The following is a 20373-nucleotide window of genomic DNA, read 5'->3' on the forward strand; positions in this document are numbered from 1 at the left end:
CGAGAATGCGGGCGCGCCCTGCGCCAAAGCCGGCTTGTCGCTCGTAGACGCGGGCGCCACCCGCCGGTCAGACGACGGTTCACTACGAGGAGAGCCTGCCGTTCTCTCGGCGACTTCACACTCCGAGAAAAATGGTGGAGCCTAGCGGGATCGAACCGCTGACCTCTACACTGCCAGTGTAGCGCTCTCCCAGCTGAGCTAAGGCCCCATATCCAATTTCGCACAGCCCCGGCTCCGAGACGCCGGGCTGGCCCGCCAGCCGAAGCCTGGGGCTAAGGCTGGTGGGCGCCGCCTCTATGACAGGAGGCGGCCTTTGCCAAGAGCTTTTCAGCTCTCTTCGTCGTCGTCGCCCTTCTTGGCGACCCCGATATCGTCGTCGCCGCCCAGATCGACCTCGTCGTCGGGATTCTCCTCGGCATCCTCGTCGATGTCGAGATCGTCGTCGGCGAGGTCCGAATCCGCTTTCTCCGGCTCCGCGACTTCCTTCTTGGGCGCGTCGAACGGCATCGGCTGCTTGGACTTGAGCACCGGCTCGGGCTCCCACGAGACGCCGCATTCGATGCAGGTCGCCGGGTCGTCCTTGCCGAGATCGTAGAAGCGGGTGCCGCATTTCGGGCAGGTCCGCTTGGTGCCCCATTCAGCCTTCACCATCGGTGAAACATCTCCGAAAGAATTGAAAAAAGCGGCCGCGCCGTCGAGGTTTGGCCGGGTCGCCGCGCGCCTTGCCACATGGGGTGCGCGCTGTCAAAAGCCAAGCCGCCGCCCCGGCCATCGCAGGAAAGACATGACGCGCAGCAAGGCTCAGCCGATGGCGTTCGGACCCGGCGGGCCGCTCGTCGGCGCCGCTTCGGTTCCCGGCGACAAATCGATCTCCCACCGCGCACTGATGCTCGCCGCCATGGCGGTCGGGCGCAGTCGCATCCTTGGCCTGTCCGACGGCGGCGACGTCTTGTCGACCGTAGCGGCGCTCCAGGCGATGGGGGTCCGGATCGCGCGTCGCGGCGATGGCTGGGAGGTGGACGGGGTCGGCGCCGGCGGCCTGCTCCAGCCGCGCGGCGCGCTCGACATGGGCAATTCGGGCACCTCCACCCGCCTGCTGATGGGCCTGATCGCCAGCCACCCCGTCACCGCCACCTTCATCGGCGACGCCTCGCTTGCTCGCCGCCCGATGGACCGGGTGATCGCGCCGCTGCGGCGGATCGGGGCGGACATCGCCGCCGCCCCCGGCGGGCGTTTGCCGCTCACCCTGCGCGGCCTCTCCCCCGCCGCGCCGGCCGACTTCCGGCTGAGCGTCGCGTCGGCCCAGGTCAAGTCGGCGCTGCTGCTCGCCGGCCTCAACATGCCGGGCGTGACGCGGGTGATCGAACCGGTCCCGACCCGCGATCATAGCGAGCGGATGCTCAAGGCGTTCGGCGCCGACATCGAGGTGGCGGAGGGCACGGAGGGCACGGGCGGTGAACGGATCATCTCGCTCACCGGCGAGGCCCAGCTCTCGCCCCGCGACGTCCACGTGCCGGGCGACCCCTCGTCCGCCGCTTTCCTGATCGTCGCGGCGCTGATCGTGCCCGGCTCCGAGGTCCGGATCGAGGGCGTCGGCGTCAATCCAATGCGGGCCGGCCTGTTCCGGCTGCTCGAGGCGATGGGCGCGGACCTCACTTTCTCCAACCGGCGCGAATCGGGCGGAGAGCCGGTCGCCGACCTCGTCGCCCGCCACTCCCCGCTGCGCGCGGTCGACGTGCCGCCCGAGCTCGTCCCCGCGATGATTGACGAATTCCCCGCTTTCTTCATCGCCGCCGCCTTCGCGAAGGGGACGAGCCGCGCCCGCGGCCTCGCCGAGCTGCGCGTCAAGGAATCGGACCGGATCGCCGCCATGGCCGAGGGGCTCGGCGCGATCGGCGCGGCGGTGGAGGAGGAAGGGGACGGCCTCACCCTCCACGGCAGCGGCGGCGCCCTCCCCGGCGGCGCCCGCATCGCCTCGCGCCTCGACCATCGCATCGCGATGAGCTTCGCGGTGGCTGGCCTCCGCTGCTCCGAGCCGGTAACGGTCGACGACATGACCCCCGTTTCGACCAGCTTCCCCGGCTTCGCCGCCGCTTTGTCCGGGCTCCACGCCTCATGATCGTCGCCGTCGACGGCCCCGCCGCCAGCGGCAAGGGCACCCTCGCCCGCGCGCTTGCCGCGCATCTCGGCCTGCCCCACATGGACACCGGCTTGCTCTACCGCGCCGTCGCCTTGAACCTGCTCAGATGGGGCGGCGACCCGGACAGCGAGTTCGCCGCCGCCCGCGCCTGCGATTTCTCGCAGCTCGATTTCGCCGATCCCGAGCTCAAGAGCGAGACGGTGGGCGGGGTCGCCTCGCGCGTCTCGGCTTACCCGATGGTGCGCTCCGCCCTGGTCGAGCGGCAGCAGAGCTTCGCCCGCCAGCCCGGCGGCGCGGTGCTCGACGGCCGCGACATCGGCACCGTCATCGCGCCCGAGGCTCATGCCAAATTGTTCGTCACCGCCTCGCCGGAGGTCCGCGCCCGCCGCCGCGCCGAGGAGCTCGCCCGGCTCGGCGTCCACGCCCATTATGAGGACGTGCTCATCGACATCCGCGCCCGCGACGAGCGCGACACCGGCCGCGCCGCCGCCCCCCTATGCCCCGCCGCCGACGCTCTTCTCCTCGACACGAGCGACCTCACGATCGAAGCCGCCATCGCCCGGGCCGTCGCGCTCGTCGAGAGCCGCCGCTAGAGCCCCCTAGGGAAGTCGGGAGACGGGACGAGTTGCGCCTGCTCCCCCTCCCGAAATTTCACTATCACTAGACTCTCGCGCTACAGAAGCGCAGCCTCGATGCTCCTGTATGAGTGTTCGGGAGTGGAACCCCGGTCGGAATATCGCCATCTGCATCAACTTGGGGATCAGGCCCGATGAGCGGGAAGGCCAAGGCGAGCCGTAGAAGCTTTATCTCGTTCTTGGGGGGTAGCGGCGTGGCCATCGCGGCCGCCCCACTAGCCAACCTGTCGGCGCGCAAAGCCCGGCTTCCCAATATCGTCCTGATCACGGCCGACGACCTTGGATATGGCGACCTGAGCAGCTACGGCCGCGCCGACTTCCAGACGCCGGTTTTGGACCGGCTTGCATCGCAGGGCACCCGGTTCACGCAGGCTTACGCGATCGCGCCGGTTTGTACGCCGACCCGGGTCGGCCTGATGACCGGCCGCTATCCGGCCCGAACTCCCATCGGCCTTCGAGAACCGCTGACGCTATCCTCTGAGGACCGCGAGCTGGGGCTGGATCCCGCGCATCCAACCCTGTCCTCGCTCCTCAAGCGGGCTGGATACAGGAATGGCCTGTTCGGGAAATGGCATCTGGGAATCCGATCTGAATTTCACCCCAACCGACATGGCTTCGACGAATTCTTTGGTCCGCTCTCGGGAGCCGTCGACTACATCTCCCACAGCGATCCAACAGGGCGGCACGACCTGCACCGCAATGGAGACGCGGTACGGGCAACGGGCTATCTGACGGATCTGATAGCGGACGAGGCGGTGCGGTTCATTCGACAGCGGCGGGAGCCGTTTTTTCTCAACCATCAGGGCACCGCGCCGCATTCGCCGTGGCAGCGACCGGGAGACCCGCCGATGGGTCCAAGCCACGGACCGTTCGACATCGGTCCCCCCGACCGATTTCCCGATATGATGAGGGCTCTGGATGGCGCGGTAGGTCGGATCCTGGCTGCCCTGGATGATACCGGCGTCGCCGAGCGCACGCTCGTCATTTTCACGAGCGACAATGGAGGCAAGCAATATTCGAACATGGCCGGACTGGCACGCGGCAAAGGGCATTTGTGGGAGGGTGGGCTACGCGTTCCAGCTTTCGTGCGCTGGCCCAGCGTCATTCCTTCGGGCGAGACGACGCGGCAGGTGGCAACGACGCTCGACTGGACCGCGACGATCCTTGCCGCAGCAGGGGTGCCGCCCGCGCCCTCGCACCCGCTGGACGGCATGAACCTGCTGCCTGTCCTGGCTGGCGGGGAGCCGATCGATCGCATGATTTTCTGGCGGACTGCGCAGCGTCTTCAACAGAAGGCTGTCAGGGATCGCGGCTGGAAGTATCTCCGCGATCAAGATCGCGAGTACCTGTTCGATCTCGTCCTGGATCCGGGAGAGCGAAGCGATCTGAAGGGCGCGGAACCGGAGATCCTGCAAAGGCTCAAGGCCAGCTACGCACTATGGGATAGGGAGATGCTGCCGGCGGTCCCAATCAAGCGCGGCGGGCCCGCTTAGGCCACTCAAAAGTAACTCAGCCAGGGGTTGGAAAGCGAAAGTTCGAGGTTCAAGCTTCGGAGCGGAAAACGTCAAGCCGGTTGCGCAGTTCCGGCGATTGGCACGGCCGGGCGCCTGCCCGCCTGCCAACCGGCCCAGCTGGTGAGCGCGCCAGCTGCGACGCCGGTCGCCACTATGGCTGCGCTCGGCGCATTGCCAAGCATCACCATCAGGGACTTGAACCACGCCGTGTCCCCCAATGGCCCCATCGTCAGCATCTGCGCAACGATGAACAATCCGGCGACGAGGAACGGCGTCGCCTTCTCCCGATATTTGAGCCAGACGGCCGCGATAAAGGCGAGTTCTATCGCCATCGACCAGAGGATCGCCGGCATGATCCGGTGCAGGTCCTCCGCCCCCCCGATCGTCAGCCCCGGCATATACTGGTTGAGGACTCGACCGAACGGGGATTCGAACAGGATCAGCGACGTCGTCAGCATGTAGCCGGAGTGAATCCAGACCTCCCGCCGGTATTTGAGAGCTCGATAATAGACGGTGACATAGGCGGCGATAGCGAGCGCCAGTCCGATCAGGAAGGGGCCGCCGAACATCATGCGGACCGGATGGTCGGCGGCGGCATAGCCTTTCGCCGTCACGTCGATGATCGCCGCAAGCCCGCCGATCAGGAACGGAAAGAGCAGGAGACTGGACAGTCCAACCGCTCGGTGAAGCGACAGCCGTCCGTGATGCGCGGTCCAGCTTTGCGCCAAAACCACCATCACCCAAAGGCTTGCGGCGACGCCGTGAGCGTGGAACTGCCAGGGCACGCTGCCCCAAACAGCGAAATAGCTCGGCCAGAAGCCGGCCGCGATCACCGCCATGACCAGCAGCACGTAAACGTAAGCTCGTGGATACGGCATTCGCATCCCCTTCCCGCTGGGAGCGGAAAGTAACATGAAAGCGGCCCTGATGCGCGAAGAAAACTCGCAGGTTGCTGGATTGCGTGCCGAAGATAATGACAGGAGGCGCCTGAGCCCCGGCGCCGCCCGCCCGTCCTGCCCGTTACCGCGCCCGCTGGGACTGAGGCTGGGACTGGTAGGTCGAAGGCCGCTTCTGGGCCACCATCGGGAAGGTTTCGCCGCCGTGGTAGGTTACGGTTCCGCACATAAGGTCGCCCTTGGCCGAGAGCGTTCCGTCGAACAGGACATCACCCTCGGTGGAGGCGACAACCATGTGGATATAGTTGCCGGTCAAGGTGATATTGCGCAGGACGACGGGCGCGGTCCTCGCCGGGGCCAGCGATCCGCCATAGTCGGCGCCGACGAAGCCAATCGACATGAGGCCGAAACTGGGCGTCCCCCGGGGAACCATCAGGAAATCCCAATGGCCGTGGAGGTTCGGGGCCTCGCCGGCCGCCGCAGCATCTCCCGCGTCGCAGGTCATAGCGATCGACGTCGCGGGCTGTGCAGCAACCGCTGCAGGGGCAGCAATGGCGGCGGCCATGGCAAGCGTCATCAAGCGTTTCATCGTCATTTCTCCATGTTGGATAGGCTTTGGGGCGCGGATCGCGCCGGCTGCGATTGCCATCCGCCTGTCTGCGCCGCATCGACAAGCCGGGATTTCGCCAATAGTTTTGAGTTTTTCGCCAATGTGGGAAGCATGCAGTTCACGCAGCGCCAACGGCCTTTGTGGGGGAGATGGAGGCCATTGCTGGCCGCGACAGTGGTGGGTCTGCTCCTCGGCTTCCTAGGCCCCTTCGGCTCCTACCCGGCCTACCCGACCGCAACCCGCTACGCATTCTGGCTGGGGCTGACGGCGGCCGGCGCGGTGGCCTCGGTCGCGGCGGACGCCGTGCTGCCCCTGACGATGCTTCGCGGCGGCGCGATCCGGATCGGAGCCGTCGCACTGGTCTCCGCTCTGCCGATGACCTTCGTCGTGGCGTGGACGATGTCGCTCCTTCAGCCGGGCCGCGTCTTCGCGCCCCAGCAGTTGCCGGCCCTGTTCGCGGCGGTCGCGGCCGTTCAGCTGCTGATCGTTTACGCGACGACAACCACCGCGCCCACGGCCGACGACGCCGAGGCACCCGGCCCTGCGCCGGCTCTCCCGATATCGGGGAATGAGGCGATCCCTGCCGCCTTTCCGTCCGCTTTGCTCAGCCGACTGCCGGCGGGGATCGGCGGCGACATCATCGCTCTCGAAACGGAGGATCACTATCTTCGCGTGCATGCCGCCGGAGGGAGCGCCCTGATATTGATGCGGATGGCCGATGCGGTGGCCTTGCTCGACCCGCGGCTGGGAGCGCAGGTTCATCGCCGCTGGTGGGTCGCCCAGGCCGCGGTCGCGGGCGTGCGGACGGAGGGACAGAAGCTTTCCCTCTGCCTGATCGACAAAAAACTGGTGCCGGTCGGCAGGACCTTCTCCGCGGCAGCCAAGGCAAGGTTTGCCCATGCCCGGGACATCGGCCCGCCTGGCCAGGCTTCAGCCGCTGGCGAAGGACCTGCTGTCGGCGGCGCCTAGGGTCCCCGCTCAAGTCCCCCTTGTGAGCGCTCCCTCCTTCCCCTATAGCGCGCGCCGTCCGGCGGGCGGCTTGTGCTCGCGGAAAGCCTTGAGGCTCGCGCGCAAGGGACGGCATCGCCGTTCTCCCGGCGCGCCTTTTTGCTTTTCGCGCAAGTCCGTCCAGGGGGCGCCGTTTCGGCATGGGGCCGGGGCGGCATACAAGGTCAGCAAAGACCGCTTGAAGGCTTGAGGCGCAGCGCCCGGCCGGCGGCCCACCTGATGTTTTGAAGGCACACCACTTTATGGCCACCACGGCAAATCCCACCCGCGACGATTTCGCGGCCATGCTCAACGAATCCCTCGGCGGCGAGAATGAAAGCTTCGAGGGCAAGGTCGTCAAGGGCATTGTCACCGCGATCGAAAACGACCTCGCCGTCATCGATGTCGGCCTAAAATCCGAAGGCCGCGTGGCGCTGCGCGAATTCGCCGCGCCCGGCCAGAAGGCGGACCTGAAGGTCGGCGACGAGGTCGAAGTCTATGTCGACCGCGTCGAGAACCACCAGGGCGAAGCGATGCTCAGCCGCGACCGCGCCCGCCGCGAAGCCGCCTGGGACACGCTCGAAAAGGAATTCAACGACACCGCCCGCGTCGAGGGCGTGATCTTCGGCCGCGTCAAGGGCGGCTTCACTGTCGACTTGAACGGCGCCGTTGCCTTCCTGCCCGGCAGCCAGGTCGATATCCGCCCGGTCCGTGACGTGACGCCTTTGATGGACATTCCGCAGCCCTTCCAGATTTTGAAGATGGACCGCCGCCGCGGCAATATCGTCGTCTCGCGCCGCGCCATCTTGGAAGAGACCCGCGCCGAGCAGCGCACCGGCCTCATCCAGAGCCTCGCCGAAGGCCAGGTGATCGAGGGCGTGGTCAAGAACATCACCGATTACGGCGCCTTCGTCGATCTGGGCGGCATCGACGGCCTCCTCCACGTCACCGATTTGTCCTACAAGCGCGTCGGCCATCCGTCGGAGATGATCAATATCGGCGACACGGTGAAGGTGCAGATCATCCGCATCAACCGCGACACGCAGCGCATCTCCTTGGGCATGAAGCAGCTCGAATCGGATCCGTGGGAAGGCGCTTCGGCCAAATATCCGATCGACGGCGTGTTCACCGGCCGCGTCACCAACATCACCGAATATGGCGCGTTCGTCGAGCTGGAGCCCGGCATCGAGGGTCTGGTCCACGTCTCCGAAATGTCCTGGACCAAGAAGAACGTCCATCCCGGCAAGATCGTCTCGACCAGCCAGGAGGTCGACGTGTCGATCCTCGAGGTCGACGAGGACAAGCGCCGCATCAGCCTCGGCCTCAAGCAGGCCCAGGCCAATCCGTGGGCGGCCTTCGCCGAGACCCATCCGGTCGGCACCGAGCTGGAGGGCGAGGTCAAGAATTCGACCGAGTTCGGCCTGTTCATCGGCCTCGACGGCGACGTCGACGGCATGGTCCACATGTCGGACATCGCCTGGGGCATTTCGGGCGAGGACGCCTTGAACCTGCACCACAAGGGCGAGACCGTGAAGGCGGTCGTGCTCGACGTCGATGTCGAGAAGGAGCGCATCTCGCTCGGCATGAAGCAGCTTGAGCGCGGCGGAGTCTCGGCGGCGAGCGCGGCGAGCAGCGGCGGCGGCGTCAAGAAGAACGACGTGGTCACCGTCACCGTCCTCGAAGTGCGCGACGGCGGGCTGGAAGTGCAGATCGGCGACGATGGCGCGACCGGGTTCCTCAAGCGCACAGACTTGGGCCGCGACCGCGACGAGCAGCGTCCCGAGCGCTTCCAGGTCGGCCAGAAGTTCGACGCGATGGTGATCGGCTTCGACCGCTCCAAGAAGCCCAATTTCTCTGTGAAGGCGATGCAGATCGCCGAGGAGAAGCAGGCGGTCGCCCAATATGGCAGCTCCGATTCGGGCGCGTCGCTGGGCGATATCCTCGGGGAGGCCTTGAAGCAGAAGAACAGCTAAACGACTGATGGCGCCTGCTGGAACGCCAAATCCAGCCAGTGGAAGAGGGCCTCGGTTCGACCGCGCGTCGAGCCGAGGCCTTTTTGCTGTCGTTACGCCTCCGTTTATATTGCGTTTCGCCTGAATTGATGCGATTAATCTGCATCAAGCGTGGCGGTGGGGCGGCCTACGCGTTCGCTATTTCGTCCGGCCCGAACCGGAAGCCTGCAATTTAAGGAGGCCTAGGCCTTGATACGATCCGAGCTTGTGCAGAAGCTGTGCGAGGACCATCCCGACCTTACCGTCCGGGAGATCGAGCGCGTCGCGACCGCATTCTTCGATTCGATCATCGACCAGCTGCAGAAGGGCGGCCGCGTCGAGTTGCGCGGATTCGGGGCCTTCTCCACGCGCGACCGCGACGCCCGCAAGGGCCGCAACCCGCGCACCGGCGATGCTGTCGACGTCGCCGCCAAGCGCGTTCCCTATTTCAAGCCGGGCAAGGAAATGCGCGAGCGGCTGAACGTCTGAACGTCCGCCTTCCGGCCATTTCGACTATCGCGCCGGCCGCAAATGGCGCTATCGCCTTGTCCGTGCGGACGTGGCGGAACCGGTAGACGCTGGAGACTTAAAATCTTCTGCCCCTCGGGGCGTGCGGGTTCGAGTCCCGCCGTCCGCACCAGCCCCTTCGGGCGATCCGGCTTCGATTGATCCTCAGCCAGTTCTGAGCGACGGCTCGACCGAAACCGCCGTCCATTCGCAGCGGCTGAGGCTGATCGGATCGAGGAACATTCCGCCCATGCGGCCGGCGAGCTGCCAGCGCACCTGGGCGCGGACCGGACCGATGCCGGGCACCTCCAGCGCGACATAGCTCCCGATCTGAACCGGATCGCCGCATTCCGCCATGAAACCACATTGCGATACGTCGCGTATCCGCACTTCTACGCTGTAGCGGCTGCCATGACGCATCTGAGCCGTGGACAGGATTTCGGTCCGCTTGTCACGGCGCTCGCGATAATGGCTCGGCGATCCGCGGTCGGACGTCATCTCCAGGCTCCCAACTATTCCGTTCCGCTACACCCGTACTGGTGAAGGCGGAGTAAACGGACGTGCGGCGGAGGCGGCATTTAGCGCTGCAATTCCTCCCCCCGGTGGGTTATCGGTCGAGGCGATGGCGATTCACCCCATTCTGTCCCGCGCCCTGGCCATCGCCGCGCTGCTTTGCGGCGCGGGTTGCTCCGAGCCGGAGAGCGGACCGATCACGGTCAGCGCGATCGGCGAGCCTCCCGCGCTCGTGAATCCCAATCTCGAAACGCTCGGCCCTCCGGCGAGTTTTCTGGCCGAAGCCGCGGCGCAGGGGCTGGTCCAGTTCGATGCCGGAGGCCAGGTGCAGCCGGCGCTGGCGCAGAGCTGGATCGTCTCCGACGACGGCCTGCGCTATACGTTCCGGCTGGGACGGGCGGAATGGGCGAACGGCGAACGCGTCACGGCGGAACAGGTGACCGCGCGGCTCCAGGCGGCGGTGAGCGGCGCCAGCCGCAACGACCTGAAACCCTTGCTGGGTGTGATCGACGAGATCGAGGCGATGACCGACGACGTGCTGGAGATCAGCCTCAAATCGCCCCGCCCGAACTTCCTCCAATTGCTCGCCCAGCCGGAAATGGGCGTGCTCCGGGACGGCGGGGGCACTGGTCCCTTTCACGCCACGCCGCGAGAGGACGGTATCTTCCTCAGCCAGCACAGGCCTGACGAGGAAGAGGTCGGCGCGGAGCCCCATGGTCCGCCCGTACTTCTTCGCGGCGAGCCGGCGGCGATGGCGGTCGCGCGCTTCGATCAGGGCCTCGCCGATTTCGTCACCGGCGGCACGCTCGGCGATCTCCCGATAGCGCGCGCCGCCGAGCCCGGCGCGGCCCTTCGCTTCGACCCCGTCGCCGGACTGTTCGGACTCGCCTTCCTGCGCGACGGGGGCGTGCTGGGCGACCCCGCCGTCCGCCGCGCGCTCAGCATGGCGGTCGATCGCGCCGCTTTGGTGGCCGCGCTCGAAATCCCCGAACTCCAGCCCCGCGCCTCGCTGCTGCCGCCGTCGATCGACGAACTGCCGCGGCCGGCGCAGCCCGACTGGGCCGAGAGTCCGTTGCCGATGCGGCGCGAGCAGGCGGCCCAGGCCATCGAAGAGGTCTCCGGGGACGAACCCCTCGTCGTCCGCGTCGCCATGCCCGACGAGCCCGGCTATCGCCTGGTCTTCGCCCATTTGCGCCGGGACTGGCGGGCGATCGGCGTCCAGGCCGAGCGGGTCGGCCCGAACCAGCGCGCCGATCTCCGCCTCGTCGACGCGGTCGCGCCGGCGACGCTCGCCAGCTGGTATCTGCGCTTCATCTGCGATGCCGGCGCCGTCTGCGGCGAGGATGTCCGTTCCCGGCTGGCGGCGGCGCGAACCGCGGCTTCCGCCGTCGAGCGGCGCATTCACCTGGCTGGCGTGGATCGCCTGCTGACCGACATGACCGCCTTCATTCCGCTCGCCGCGCCGGTGCGCTGGTCGCTGGTCTCGCCGCGCGTCACCGGCTTCCAGCCCAATCCGTTCGGCCGCCACACCCCGGCCACGCTGGTTGCACCGGAAGGCTGAGCCACCCAGTCAGGGCAGAAGGAGTAAGCCGTGCCGACACCGCAGGAACAGTTCGAAGCGATCGCCAGCCAATTGCCGATCGGCCGCGATCCGGCCTCGGTGCGGCGGCGGCTGGAAGCGATGGAGGGTGTGCTCGAACGATTGTTCGTCATCCCCGGAATCAATCGCCCGATCGGCCTCGATTCGATCGTCGGGCTGATCCCGGTGATCGGCGACATCGTCACCGCTTCGATGGGCGCGTGGCTGGTATGGGAGGCGCGCAACCTCGGCATGTCCAAATTCGACCTCGCCCGGATGGCCGGCAATATCGGCGTGGACACGCTGGTCGGCGCGGTGCCGCTGGTCGGCGATCTTTTCGACTTCGCCTTCCGGTCGAACACGCGGAACCTCAAGATCGTCAAGCGTTACCTCGACAAGCACCATCCCTCGACCATGACGGTCGAGGGAGAAACGGTGGCGCGGCCGAATTCCGGACGGTAACCGTCATTCCAGCGAAAGCTGGAATCTCGTTGCCTTAAGGAAGTGAGAATCCAGCGTTCGCTGGAATGACGAGTGCAGGCCGGAACAACCCGCTCACTCCCCTTCGACCAGCGCCTTGTTGAGGAACGTCGTCAGCAGGGCCGCCCGCTTGGCATCCTCGGCATGGTCCGCGCCGACCGAATGGCCGCCTTCCAGATATTCGTGGAAATAGACTTTGTTGCCATATTCCTCGAAGCGGGCCGCCATCTTTCGGGCATGACCGGGGTGGACGCGGTCGTCGAGGGTCGAGGAATAAAAGAAGACCGGCGGGTAATCGACGCCCCTGGCGATGTTCTGATAGGGTGAATATTCGGAGATAAACGCCCAATCCTCCGGCTTGTCCGGATCGCCATATTCGCCCATCCAGGACGCGCCGGCGAGCAGCTGCGCGTAGCGCTTCATGTCGCCGAGCGGCGAGCCCGAGATCACCGCGCCATACAGATCAGGGCGCTGGTTGATCGCCGCGCCGACCAGGACACCGCCATTGGATCGGCCGGAAATCGCGATCTTCCCCTTCGGGCTGACGCCGGTGCTGACGAGGTGCTCGGCGACCGCGTGGAGGTCGTCGAAGCTCTTCTGCCGGTTCTCGCGCAGCGCCGCCTCGTGCCAGGCCGGGCCATATTCGCCGCCGCCGCGGATGTTGGCGAGGACATAGGCCTTGCCTTCCTCGACCCAGAACAGGCCGAGCGGGCCAGCGCGATAGGGCTGGCCGGTCAGATAGGTCGGCGTCTGCGCGGCGCGGAAGCCGCCATAGGCATGGATCAAAGCGGGCACCGGATCCTCGCTGTCACTCTTCCTCCGGACGAGGAAATAGGGAATGCGGGTGCCGTCCTTCGACGTCGCGAAACGCTGTTCGACGGTGAACAGGTCAGCGTCGAACTTCGCCGGCAGGCTCTGCACCACCCGCGGCGCGGCGTCGGCGGTGACGGCGTACAATGTCGGCGGGTTGAGCATGCCCTCGACCGTCGCGAAGGCCATGTCGGCCTCTCCGGCCGTGTCGAGCAGATGGATGGTGCTGTTGGCTTCCAGCGGAATTGCCTTGCTCGTCCAGGCGTCATCGTCGCCGACCGCGAGCGCGAAGAGCTTGCCGGAGACGTCGTCCAGCGCCTTCACCCACAGGAAGTTGTCGGAAGCAGCGACCTCCTCGATCGCCTGGCTCTTCCTCGGCGCCATCACCAGCTCCGGCGCCGCGGGGCGGCCGGCGGCGATGTCGGCCAGCGGGTAAGCGACGATCGCGCCGGCGGGCAGGGCCTCTCCCCCCACGACCGCCAGCGGAGAATTGAGGCTGGCGATCAGCCTGCCCTGGAAGACGTCCCGGAAGTCGGCATCGTCGGGCAGCGGCGTCCGGACGAGCTTGTCCGGCCCGGCGTAGAGCCATAATTCGCCGGTCCAGAAGGTCTTGCCCTTGTTGACGAAGGACCAGCGCGTGTCGCCGTCCATCACCATGAAGGGCGACACGCTGACATCGGTCTTCGCCCCTTCGGCGACGGTCGTCGCCTGAGCCAGCGGGGTCCCCCGCTTCCAAAGCTTGGCGACGCGCCCATAGCCCGACGTGGTAAGGGAATCGGGGCCGTAATCGGTGACGACGAGCAGATTGTTCTCGTCGACCCAGGCGACATTGCTCTTGGCCGCCGGAAGGGCGAAGCCGCCCTCGACGAATTGTCCGGTGGCGATGTCGAACTCGCGCACCACGTCGGCGTCGGTGCCGCCCGGGCTCAAGGAGACGAGGCAGCGAGCATATTCGGGCGCGAGGCAGTTGGCGCCGTGCCAAACCCAGCTCTCGCCCTCCTTCTTCCCCAGCGCATCGACGTCGATCAGCACCCGCCATTCGGGTTTTCCGGCGGCGTAGGATTCGAGCGAGGCGATCCGCCACAGCCCGCGCGGATTCTGCGCGTCGCGCCAGAGATTGGTGACCTTGTCCCCGAGCACGTCCTCGGGCGCGGCGATCTGCTGCTCGTCGTCGAGGATAGCCTTGGCCCGCGTCCGATACTCCTCGTAACCGGGCATCGTGGTGAGGACCGCCTCGGTCTCGGCATTCCATTCCTTCACCTGCGTCAGCGCCCGCTCGCTTTGTATCTCCTCCAACCAGAGATAGGGATCGTCGGCCATTGCGGGCGCGGCGACGGCGGTGAGGAGCAAGGCGGCGACAGGAACGATCGATCGGAACAAGGCACATCTCCGAATTTTTCGGTGTGGCGGAAGGCTAGAGGCTGAAAACCCGCCTGTCACTATCGGGAAACACGCAGCGCCGCCTCGAATGCCCGCGCCTTCGCCCGGATTTCGTCCAGGGCCGGCCCGGCCAGCTCCACCTCGGCCTGCTCTTCGAGCAGCTTCGCTTCCCGTGCGAGCAAGGCGCGGCGCTCCGGCAGCTCACAACCATCTATCGCCGCGAGCAGCACGTCGATGAAGACCTTGGCGGCAAGCGGGCTAGTCGCGGCGGACGGGCGGATGCCGCCGAAGCCGCGCGCGACGAAATGCGAAAAGTCGTCGTCGAGCGGCCGTACCCGCATCGCGTCATAATCCTCCTGCTCGGGACCGCGGCAGAGGTTGCGGCCGGCGAGGCTGGCGGTCGCGGCGCCGATCCAGTGGAGGCTGGTGATGGCGGTGAACGCGTCGTTGATCGCCGGCGACAGGGCTCTGAGCGCGATCTCGACCAGTTCGTCGATCAGATATTCCAGATCCTGCGTCGGCGTCCGCGCCGCGCCCACCGCGAAGGCGCCGCGCAGTTCCGCGCTCAACTCGCCATCGGGATCGGCGCCCGCAACCTCCAGCAGGGTCATTGGCGGATGGATGAAATCGCCGGTGCGCACCTTTAGGCTGATGGTCGCGCCCACGGCCCGGGCCAGGTCGTCCAGCCTGTCGAAGTCGATGATCTCGACATACCCTGTAACCGCCGCCGTCACCGTCACGCCGCCCGCGCTCCTGGACGGCGCGCGGGCGCCGTCCACCTTGGGAAAACGATCGTCGATGTCCCTCAGCAGCCGCCGGCCTATCCCCGCCAGCACGCTGTTGATGCGGATGCTCGCCGGGATGTGGTGGAGGAAATAGACCAAAACGGCCACTGAAAGCAGCAGCAATGCGACCGCGATCAGCAACGAGATTTGCGGGACGAAGCCCGGCAGGTAGGTCGCGGCGGCGTCCTCGGCGGTCGCCGGCACCTCGTCTTCGGCGCGCACCACCCGCAGCACCATCAGGCCGTAAACGAACGTGGCAACGAAGACTCCGAGCGAAAACTGATTGCCCCGATCGGTCATGAAGTTGGTGAGGAGGCGCGGCCCATAGGTGCCGGACGCGTAGACGACCGCCGCGATGGTGATGGCGAAGACGGTCGAGGCAACCCCGATCATCGAGCTTGAAATCACCGTCAGCAAGCTGCGCGCGCCGTCCGGGCGGCTCGCCTGCACCCAGCCGAGATCGGTCAGCCATTGGGCGCCGCCGTTGCGGTCGATGAAGATGGTGACGAAGGAGAGGACCAGCGCCGCCAGGGTCAGCAGAGTCGGGATGAACCAGTAGCTGGCGTTGAGGCTCAGCCAGAATTTGCGAAGGCTGGTCTGCACCCGCCTCAGTCCCGCACCCAATATGTTCCCCGACGAAAGCCGGGGCCCAGAGCGGGCGCTGGACTGAACCCCGGCTTTCGCCGGGCAACGCTGAGCAGGTTGCGCCCGGACACCGCCAACCTAACCGGCGGCGAAAATCGGGCGGCCGACATCGCCCTGCCCCACTGTCCGCCCGGCCATGTCGAGCATCGTATCGAGCGACTTCCTGGCGGCGAGCCGCAGTTCCTCGTCCATCTCGATGCGCGGCTCCAGGTCGCGCAGGGCGACGTAGAGCTTCTCCATCGTGTTCAAGGCCATGTACGGGCACATGTTGCAGTTGCAGTTTCCGTCCGCGCCCGGCGCGCCGATGAAAGTCTTGTGCGGCGCCGTCTTCTCCATCTGGTGGATGATGTGCGGCTCGGTGGCCACGATCAAGGTCTGCTCGGGTGAGCGCAAGGCATAATCGAGGATGCTCGACGTCGAACCGACATGGTCGGCATGATCGATGATGTGCGGCGGACATTCCGGATGCGCCAGCACCGGCGCGCCCGGATGCTGCGCCTTGAGCTTCAAAAGCTCGGTCTCCGAAAAGGCCTCGTGGACGATGCACACGCCCGGCCAGAGCAGCATGTCGCGGCCGGTCTTGCGGGCGAGATAGCCGCCCAGATGCTTGTCAGGGCCGAAGATGATCTTCTGGTCCTTCGGAATCTGGTCGAGGATGATCTCGGCCGAAGAGCTGGTGACGATGATGTCGGAGAGCGCCTTCACCGCCGCCGAGCAGTTGATGTAGGTGAGCGCGATATGGTCCGGATGGGCCTCGCGGAACGCCTTGAACTGGTCGGGCGGGCAGCTATCCTCGAGGCTGCACCCGGCGTCCATGTCGGGCAGCACGACGATCTTCTGAGGCGATAATATCTTCGCCGTCTCCGCCATGAACTTCACCCCGCAAAAGGCGATCACATCCGCGTCCGTCGCCTCCGCCTTGCGGCTGAGATCGAGGCTGTCGCCGACGAAATCGGCGAGATCCTGGATCTCCGGCTTCTGATAATAATGGGCCAGGATGACGGCGTTGCGCTCCTTGCGCAGCCGGTCGATCTCGGCGCGCAGGTCCAGGCCCTTCAAGCTGCTATTTGGTGCGTTCATGCTCTTCCCGTTCGATCGCCAGGGCGACGCCTACCAACGCCGTCACCCTGGACATGAATTCCTGTCGTTCAAATCTAACGCTCAGCCTGCTGTTCCTCTAGCACATCGGCCGCCGATCTCGACACGTCCCAGCGTTCCCGATCCAGCCCCTGCCGCTCGGGGGGAAACGTTACGATGACTCGCGCGCCGCCATAACCCAGCGCGTCGAGCGGGGCGGACATCAGGGCCGAGACGGCGCGACGCCCATGTTCGCGCGCCTGCGCCATGCGCTCGGGCGAGATCGCCTCCGAACGCGCCTTGGCCTGGGCGTTCAGCGACGTCCGGCGGCTCAGTTCCTCACCGGCCTCGCGGGTCACGAACATGCCGGTCGTGCGCACCAGGGTGCGTTGGCCTTCATCGGTATTGGCCCTGGCCGCGGTCACGTCCGGCGCATTCACGATCAGGGTGCGCGAATCCTCGATCCATTCGACGTCGTTCGGCCCGATGCGCGACACGTCGACGAAATAATCGACCGAATAAGGCATCTTCACCACTTGGTCGGACCTCAGCCAACCGAAACCCCTGACGTCGGTCGCCCGGCTCTGGATCGTTCCTGACAGTTCGGCGACCTTGAGGTTGCTCATGCCCGACAGCCGGGCGGTCACCAATTGAGTGACGGCCGCGCCCTCGGCTTCCTCGGTGACGACATAGCGCTCATTGTAGCGTTGGTAGGCGAGAAGCCCGGCGAAGCCGATCGCCGCCACCAGCAGGGCCGCGAGGATCAGTTGCATCCTCGACCCGTTCGCTATCGCGGGCGCCATGCCGGACCCTCCTCGCTGACCATGCCGCGCGCCTCCAGGTCGATCAGATGCGCGAGCACCGAGCGGGCGGCGGCCGGGTGGAGCCCGGGATCGACGCCCTTGTACATCGCCGCGACCATGGCCGGTATCTGCCCTTCCCCGGCCTGGAGGTGGCGCAATATCTGGCCTTCGCGCTGGCGGCGGTGACCGATCAGGCCGCGCACCAGTCTCTGGGGATTTTCCACGGCGGGACCGTGAGCCGGATAATAAACGGCATCCTCGCGCGCGAGCAGCTTGGCGAGGCTCGCCATATAGGCCGCCATGTCGCCGTCCGGCGGCGAGACGATCGTGGTCGACCAGCCCATGACATGGTCGCCAGTGAACAAGGCCCGGCGTTCGGACAGCGCATAGCAAAGATGGTTGGAGGTGTGGCCGGGAGTTGCCACCGCCTCCAGCGTCCACCCTTCACCGCTCACCGTCTCGCCGTCGGCGAGCACCCGATCCGGCCGATAATCGAAATCGAACGCGGCATCGGCGCGGGGGCCGTCGTCCTCGAGCGCCAGCGGCGGACAGCCGACGATCGGCGCGCCGGTCGCCGCCTGAAGCGGCCGGCTGGCCGGGCTATGATCGCGGTGGGTGTGGGTGCAAAGGATGAAGGCGATCCGTTCGCCCCGTACCGCATCGAGCAGCGCATCGACATGCTCGGGCACGTCCGGGCCCGGATCGATCACCGCGACGTCGCCGCGCCCGACGATATAGCTTTGAGTGCCGCTATGAGTGAACGGCGACGGATTGGGGGCGAGCAGCCGCCTCACGAGCGGGTCGAGCGTTTCGACGATACCGGTGGCCCAGTCTTCCATCCGCCGCATGTGGCATCGCGCTTGCCGGAATGGAAGGAGCGGCCGGACCGATCGGGGCTATTCGGTCTCGCGCGCCCACTTTCCTGCCTCTTCGAGCGCCCGACGACGCTCCCGATCCGCGTCGCGCAATGCGTGCTGGCGTTCGATTTCGGCCTCGCGCAATGCCCGATCGCGCTCGCGATGCGCCTCTTCTACTTCCCGCGCCGCTTCCCGCAGTGCCTCGCGCCGATCCAGGTCGGCCTCGCGCAGCGCCTCGCGCGCCGCGCGCTGGGATTCGCGAACCGACCGGGCAATCTCTTCATGGTCGATCCGGGCATATTCCATCTCCGAACGCGCCTCGGCGAGCGCGGCCTCGACTTCCGCCCGATGCTCCGCGGTGAAGGCGCGATGCGCAACATGCGCCCGCGCCGACGCTTGCGCGGCCCGGGCGGCATCCGCGCGGATAGAATCGACGTCGATGGCGGCGATACTGGCATGGGCCTGCGCACGGGCGCTCGCCATCGCCTTGCGGACCTCGGCCATATCCACGCGAACCTCCGCCCGCGCCCGGGCCACCGCTTCGCGCACCTTGGCCGTGTCGATGCTCCGCGCCGCGGCCTGAGCCCGCTCGGCAGCCCGCCCCTCGATCGCCGCGACCACTTCCGGCTGCGCCATGGCGGAGGCGACGCGGGTCCGCGCCCGCTCGGTCACGGTGGCGACGATGGCGCGCACCTCCGGATCGTCGACCGCATTGCCATTGTCGCACAGGAGCACGCCGTCGCGGCCGCGAAGCGCGATGCCGCCTTGCGCCGGCGCGCCTTCGCCGCATTTCTCGCGGATGGTGGCCTGCTCGGCGGCGGTGATCATCGGCCCGTCCTTCTGGACCGCCGCGACCACGACGTCGCTCACCTCGTCGCGCTGGGCGAATCCGGGGCTGCTCAGCGCCAGGCCGCCGGTGACGAGGATGGCGAGGGCGGCGGCGCCTCCGGCGGTGCGCGCCTTGGTCGCACGGTGGTTCTTCATCATCTTCAGTCTCCGTTTGAGAAGGTCGGCGCGGTTCAGGGGACAGGTGGCGACCTGCCCCGGATGGCTCGCCGCCTTGACGAGCGCGCTGGCATAATCGTGGCAGCGTTCGGGCGAGCGGCGCGCCACGGCGGCGTCGCAGGCAAGCTCCTGATCGTCGCGAAAGGCGCGGTAGGCGATCCAGGCGACGGGGTTGAACCAGTTGAGCGCCAGCACGGCCAGCGCCGCCATGTTCCACCACAGGTCGCCGCGGCGATGGTGGACCAGCTCATGCTCCAGCGCGAGCCGCTGCTCGGCCTCGCTATAATGCCAGTTGAACAGGGTTGGCACGACGATCCGGCGCTCGAACATGCCGACCGCGACCGGGCCGTCGACGGCTTCGCTCTCGATGACCTGGATGCCACCATATTCGGGCGGATCGCCAGGCCGCGGACTGGAGCCGATGCTGAGCAGGAAGGCGCTGTAGGAGGATTGGTGCCAGATCGCGAAAGCGACGGCCCCGCCGGCCCAGAGCGCGAGCAGGACGAGGATCCAGTCGGTGCCGCCGCCCGTAGCCGGGAGCGGCGCGGCGGCCGCCTCCATCGCGGGCAGCACCACCGTGATCGACGGCACGGAGACCGGGGTGGAAAGCGCGGGGAATTGCGGCATCAGCAGCCGGAGCGCCGGCAGCAGCCACAGGGCATAGGCCCAGCTCGCGCCGAAGAAATGCGCGACCGGACAGCGTACGGCCAGCACGAGCAGCATCAATAGGGTGGTGCCGATGACGGCGTCAAAAGCCCATCCGATCATGACTTGAGCTCCTTCAAGAGAGCCTCGATCTCGGCGATGTCCTCGGGGCTGAGGCTGTCGCGCTCGGCCAGATGCGCGACCAGGGGCGTGACGCTGCCGCCGAACATCCTGTCGAGCAGCCGACGCGACTCGCGGGCCACGAAATCCTCGCGGGCGATGGCGGGCCGGTAGAGGTAGCGCCGGCCTTCCTCCTCATGGACGAGGGCACCCTTGGCGAGCAGGCGGGAGAGCATTGTCTTGATGGTGCGGATGCTCCAGCCGCGATCAGGATCGATGCGCTCCGCGACTTCCGAGGCGCCGAGCGGGGCGTCCCGCCACAGCACCTCCATCACCGCATGTTCCGCGTCCGAGATACGCTCGCTCATCCGCCGCCTCCCTTGCGGACTACATC

The 20373-nt window shown here is 66.9% G+C and carries 19 protein-coding genes and 2 tRNA genes; 9 read left to right on the forward strand and 12 right to left on the reverse strand.

The window, feature by feature from the left end:
* Positions 1 to 132: 132 nt before the first annotated feature.
* Positions 133 to 208 (reverse strand) — tRNA-Ala (locus ACFQRC_RS10095).
* Positions 209 to 327: 119 nt separating this feature from the next.
* A complete protein-coding gene (locus ACFQRC_RS10100; protein WP_379960786.1) occupies positions 328 to 651 on the reverse strand; it encodes a TIGR02300 family protein in 324 nt (107 codons plus the stop codon).
* Between the two features lie 133 nt (positions 652 to 784).
* Here ACFQRC_RS10100 and aroA point away from each other — a divergent pair, with 133 nt between their 5' ends.
* The 3 genes from aroA (at position 785) to ACFQRC_RS10115 (ending at position 4268) form a co-directional block, all read left to right on the forward strand.
* Positions 785 to 2119, forward strand: a complete 1335-nt coding sequence (gene aroA, locus ACFQRC_RS10105) for a 3-phosphoshikimate 1-carboxyvinyltransferase (protein ID WP_379960788.1) — start codon at positions 785 to 787, stop codon at positions 2117 to 2119.
* Positions 2116 to 2733 (forward strand): (d)CMP kinase, encoded by a 618-nt coding sequence (cmk, locus tag ACFQRC_RS10110; RefSeq protein ID WP_379960790.1) that lies wholly within the window; start codon positions 2116 to 2118, stop codon positions 2731 to 2733. The genes aroA and cmk overlap by 4 nt, the downstream gene beginning before the upstream one ends.
* A 236-nt stretch (positions 2734 to 2969) precedes the next feature.
* A complete protein-coding gene (locus tag ACFQRC_RS10115; protein WP_379960792.1) occupies positions 2970 to 4268 on the forward strand; it encodes a sulfatase in 1299 nt (432 codons plus the stop codon).
* Between the two features lie 71 nt (positions 4269 to 4339).
* Here ACFQRC_RS10115 and ACFQRC_RS10120 read toward each other — a convergent pair whose 3' ends face one another.
* Both ACFQRC_RS10120 and ACFQRC_RS10125 read right to left on the reverse strand, forming a co-directional pair.
* Positions 4340 to 5167, reverse strand: coding sequence for a hypothetical protein (locus ACFQRC_RS10120; protein ID WP_379960794.1), 828 nt, complete (start codon positions 5165 to 5167; stop codon positions 4340 to 4342).
* Between the two features lie 142 nt (positions 5168 to 5309).
* Positions 5310 to 5774 carry a hypothetical protein gene (locus tag ACFQRC_RS10125; protein ID WP_379960796.1) on the reverse strand — a complete coding sequence of 155 codons (465 nt, stop codon included), beginning with the start codon at positions 5772 to 5774 and terminating at the stop codon, positions 5310 to 5312.
* A gap of 180 nt (positions 5775 to 5954) precedes the next feature.
* Between ACFQRC_RS10125 and ACFQRC_RS10130 the strand changes: the two genes are divergently transcribed.
* From ACFQRC_RS10130 to ACFQRC_RS10145, 4 genes are all read left to right on the forward strand, one after another.
* Positions 5955 to 6764: a LytTR family DNA-binding domain-containing protein gene (locus ACFQRC_RS10130; protein ID WP_379960798.1), complete on the forward strand. Its 810-nt coding sequence runs from the start codon at positions 5955 to 5957 to the stop codon at positions 6762 to 6764.
* Between the two features lie 281 nt (positions 6765 to 7045).
* Positions 7046 to 8755: a 30S ribosomal protein S1 gene (gene rpsA / locus ACFQRC_RS10135; RefSeq protein WP_379960800.1), complete on the forward strand. Its 1710-nt coding sequence runs from the start codon at positions 7046 to 7048 to the stop codon at positions 8753 to 8755.
* 228 nt (positions 8756 to 8983) lie between these two features.
* Positions 8984 to 9262, forward strand: coding sequence for an integration host factor subunit beta (locus tag ACFQRC_RS10140; protein WP_379960802.1), 279 nt, complete (start codon positions 8984 to 8986; stop codon positions 9260 to 9262).
* Positions 9263 to 9326: 64 nt separating this feature from the next.
* Positions 9327 to 9413 (forward strand) — tRNA-Leu (locus tag ACFQRC_RS10145).
* Positions 9414 to 9445: 32 nt separating this feature from the next.
* On the opposite strand, the gene ACFQRC_RS10150 is transcribed toward ACFQRC_RS10145, so the two are convergent.
* Positions 9446 to 9778 (reverse strand): hypothetical protein, encoded by a 333-nt coding sequence (locus tag ACFQRC_RS10150; RefSeq protein WP_379960804.1) that lies wholly within the window; start codon positions 9776 to 9778, stop codon positions 9446 to 9448.
* A 124-nt stretch (positions 9779 to 9902) separates the two neighbouring features.
* Here ACFQRC_RS10150 and ACFQRC_RS10155 point away from each other — a divergent pair, with 124 nt between their 5' ends.
* Together ACFQRC_RS10155 and ACFQRC_RS10160 are read left to right on the forward strand one after the other, a co-directional pair.
* Positions 9903 to 11354 (forward strand): ABC transporter substrate-binding protein, encoded by a 1452-nt coding sequence (locus tag ACFQRC_RS10155; protein ID WP_379960806.1) that lies wholly within the window; start codon positions 9903 to 9905, stop codon positions 11352 to 11354.
* A 30-nt stretch (positions 11355 to 11384) separates the two neighbouring features.
* A complete protein-coding gene (locus tag ACFQRC_RS10160) occupies positions 11385 to 11834 on the forward strand; it encodes a DUF4112 domain-containing protein (RefSeq protein WP_379960808.1) in 450 nt (149 codons plus the stop codon).
* Positions 11835 to 11927: 93 nt separating this feature from the next.
* On the opposite strand, the gene ACFQRC_RS10165 is transcribed toward ACFQRC_RS10160, so the two are convergent.
* From ACFQRC_RS10165 to ACFQRC_RS10195, 7 genes are all read right to left on the reverse strand, one after another.
* Positions 11928 to 14042 (reverse strand): prolyl oligopeptidase family protein, encoded by a 2115-nt coding sequence (locus tag ACFQRC_RS10165; RefSeq protein ID WP_379960810.1) that lies wholly within the window; start codon positions 14040 to 14042, stop codon positions 11928 to 11930.
* A gap of 59 nt (positions 14043 to 14101) precedes the next feature.
* Positions 14102 to 15430: a DUF2254 domain-containing protein gene (locus tag ACFQRC_RS10170; RefSeq protein WP_379960812.1), complete on the reverse strand. Its 1329-nt coding sequence runs from the start codon at positions 15428 to 15430 to the stop codon at positions 14102 to 14104.
* 120 nt (positions 15431 to 15550) lie between these two features.
* Complete coding sequence (nadA, locus tag ACFQRC_RS10175; protein WP_379960814.1) at positions 15551 to 16552, reverse strand: quinolinate synthase NadA; 1002 nt, start codon at positions 16550 to 16552, stop codon at positions 15551 to 15553.
* Positions 16553 to 16626: 74 nt separating this feature from the next.
* A complete protein-coding gene (locus ACFQRC_RS10180; protein ID WP_379960816.1) occupies positions 16627 to 17352 on the reverse strand; it encodes a DUF4230 domain-containing protein in 726 nt (241 codons plus the stop codon).
* Positions 17337 to 18200 (reverse strand): MBL fold metallo-hydrolase, encoded by an 864-nt coding sequence (locus ACFQRC_RS10185; RefSeq protein ID WP_379960818.1) that lies wholly within the window; start codon positions 18198 to 18200, stop codon positions 17337 to 17339. The genes ACFQRC_RS10180 and ACFQRC_RS10185 overlap by 16 nt, the downstream gene beginning before the upstream one ends.
* 48 nt (positions 18201 to 18248) lie before the next feature.
* Positions 18249 to 19982, reverse strand: a complete 1734-nt coding sequence (locus tag ACFQRC_RS10190; RefSeq protein ID WP_379960820.1) for a M56 family metallopeptidase — start codon at positions 19980 to 19982, stop codon at positions 18249 to 18251.
* Positions 19979 to 20347 (reverse strand): BlaI/MecI/CopY family transcriptional regulator, encoded by a 369-nt coding sequence (locus ACFQRC_RS10195; protein WP_379960825.1) that lies wholly within the window; start codon positions 20345 to 20347, stop codon positions 19979 to 19981. Before ACFQRC_RS10195 ends, ACFQRC_RS10190 begins: the two co-directional genes overlap by 4 nt.
* Positions 20348 to 20373 lie beyond the last annotated feature (26 nt).

It is taken from the genome of Enterovirga sp. GCM10030262 (assembly GCF_042666435.1).
Lineage (GTDB): Bacteria > Pseudomonadota > Alphaproteobacteria > Sphingomonadales > Sphingomonadaceae > Allosphingosinicella.